This window comes from Mycobacterium sp. (assembly GCF_035603715.1).
In the GTDB taxonomy this organism is placed as follows: Bacteria; Actinomycetota; Actinomycetes; order Mycobacteriales; family Mycobacteriaceae; genus Mycobacterium.
Map to the genome: position 1 here is coordinate 1 of NZ_DATNJW010000402.1, position 2232 is coordinate 2232.

At 65.5% G+C, this 2232-nt stretch carries 4 protein-coding genes; 2 read left to right on the forward strand and 2 right to left on the reverse strand.

Features of this window, described 5'->3' with window-relative positions:
• On the reverse strand, nt 1–285 hold a 285-nt coding region (locus VN856_RS16625), incomplete at its 3' end, for a hypothetical protein (RefSeq protein WP_325690928.1).
• A gap of 93 nt (nt 286–378) precedes the next feature.
• Nucleotides 379–876, reverse strand: a complete 498-nt coding sequence (locus VN856_RS16630; RefSeq protein WP_325690930.1) for a phosphate-starvation-inducible PsiE family protein — start codon at nt 874–876, stop codon at nt 379–381.
• 265 nt (nt 877–1141) lie between these two features.
• Between VN856_RS16630 and VN856_RS16635 the strand changes: the two genes are divergently transcribed.
• Both VN856_RS16635 and VN856_RS16640 read left to right on the forward strand, forming a co-directional pair.
• Nucleotides 1142–1798: a TetR/AcrR family transcriptional regulator gene (locus VN856_RS16635; RefSeq protein ID WP_325690932.1), complete on the forward strand. Its 657-nt coding sequence runs from the start codon at nt 1142–1144 to the stop codon at nt 1796–1798.
• 35 nt (nt 1799–1833) lie between these two features.
• Nucleotides 1834–2232 (forward strand): DEAD/DEAH box helicase (locus tag VN856_RS16640; protein ID WP_325690934.1); only part of this gene is annotated, 399 nt, incomplete at its 3' end.

Below are 2232 nucleotides of genomic sequence, written 5' to 3' on the forward strand. Positions count from 1 at the left end.
AACTCCGTGATCACGCCAGACACGGTAGGTACGCACGAAGGCCCAGATTCCCGCGATCAGCAGGATCACCGGGGCACCGAAGGCCAGGATGGTCAGCTGCGGGGCGCCACATGCCACCGTGTCGACGGACATCGCACCCTTACAGGTGCTGTCCCACAGTGCGCCGACGACCAGAAATGCCAGCCCGGCGGCCCCGGCAAGGACACCGAACCTGACAGCGGCATGCACTTGGTGGTCTTCGCGCCCAAGGCGGTCACCGGTTGAGGGGTGATGTTGTGTTTGCATCGGGGATCCTCTGTCGCTGTCACGCGCGGACACACGCGCCACATCCGTATACCCCTGTGGCCGAGGCCGATAAACCAGTCGTCCGAGGTGAGCTCAGCCATCCTCGGCATGCGCCGGCTCTGCGCGTCGCGAGCTGTACCGGATCATGAAGATCGCCGCGGCGATGCCGATGACCAGAAGTCCCAGTGCGCCGAGTTCGAACAGCAGGCGGTCTAGTTCTTTGTCCGAGTGGACCTGTTCGGATGCTGCGGTCACGATCAGGATCCGTCGTACGCAGGCAATCAGCCCGATGAAAAGGAAAGGCTCCGCGGCGATTTCGTGATAGAGCAGTACCGCGCGCAGGGTCGCCGCGATCTCCGCGATGATCAGCACCATCAAGACTCGGTCCAGAACCAGGACGCCACCCTGCAGCGTGTTGACCTTATGAGTCGCCGCCTCCCGGACAGCCTCTCCGCCGCCGATCACCACCAGCACGGCGGCCGCGACCAGGAGTACGAAGGCGATGGCGTAAATCACAGTCTCGAAACCGTCAACCAGGACACCGATGCGCTGACTCAGCCCCTGGCGGGTGGGCTTGCTTCTGGCATCCATGGCGCTCCGATTCTATGGCGCACGCGGCCCGCCAGCGCCTGAGATCCCGGTCAGCGCGTTGCCCGGCGCATGTCGCGGAGCAGTACCGCGAACCGCCGACTTCTTCGCTGAGGTCGCGAACATGCTGGTAGACCGGCGGTAAGGGCTTCGCGACGGACCCGGGGCGCTGATCGGGAATTGGCGGGCACCCAGGCAATATGAAGTTTGCAGTGGCATCCCGGGCGTTGAGGACCTGCGCAAAGGATCGACCAGTACCATCTGCTCTATGCGAACTCCCCGGCGCCGGCTATCGCCGGATGATCGCCGCGCCGAGTTGCTGGCATTAGGCGCGGAGGTCTTCGGACAACGGCCCTACGACGAGGTCCGCATCGACGAGATCGCCGAGCGGGCCGGCGTGTCCCGGGCGCTGATGTACCACTACTTCCCCGACAAGCGGGCGTTCTTCGCCGCCGTCGTCAAAGGGCAAGCCGATCAGCTGTTCGAAACCACCAACACCCCCGCGACGCCCGGTCAGAACCTCTTCGAAGAGGTGCGCGGCGGTGTCCTTGCCTATATGCAATATCACCAAGAGCACCCGCATGCCGCGTGGGCGGCATATGTCGGGCTCGGCCGCTCCGATCCGGTCTTACTCGGCATCGATGACGAGGCCAAGGACCGCCAGATGGAACACATCATGAGCCGCGTCATGGAGGTCGACGGATCGGGCAATCCGCTCGACCCCGTCGTCGAACGCGACCTGCGGATCGTCATCCACGGTTGGCTGGCGCTGACCTTCGAGGTGTGCCGGCAACGCATCATTCACCCCGAGACCGACGCGGGCCACCTCAGCGATACCTGCGCTCATGCGCTGCTCGACGCGATCATCCGGGTGGACAACATTCCCGATCGGCTGGCCAAGCCGATGGCGCCCGACCAGCGCTAACACCCTTTGTCGTAGCCCGTTGTCATGATGGCTGGGTGACCCCCGTACCTGACGACGCGCTCGCACGGTTCAGCGTCGTCACCCGCGACTGGTTTGCCGGTACATTCGCGGCGCCCACCCCCGCGCAATCCGAAGCCTGGTCGGCGATCGCCGACGGCCATAACACACTGGTCATCGCTCCGACCGGTTCCGGTAAGACGCTGGCCGCGTTTCTGTGGGCCATCGACGCGCTGGCTGGTGCACCGCGCAGTGAGCGGTCTGCCGGCACCCGCGTGCTCTACGTGTCGCCGCTGAAGGCGCTGGCCGTCGACGTCGAGCGCAACCTGCGCACACCGCTGGCCGGGATGGCCCGGGTCGCCGCACAACGGGGACTGCCCGCGCCGGAGATCACCGTTGGGCTGCGGTCCGGCGATACCTCACCGGCCCGCCGTCGA

Excerpts from the sequence above, each read along its gene's own strand:
- VN856_RS16635 (WP_325690932.1), top strand. The coding sequence starts at position 1,142 with ATGCGAACTCCCCGGCGCCGGCTATCGCCGGATGATCGCCGCGCCGAG.
- VN856_RS16630 (WP_325690930.1), bottom strand. The coding sequence starts at position 876 with ATGGATGCCAGAAGCAAGCCCACCCGCCAGGGGCTGAGTCAGCGCATC.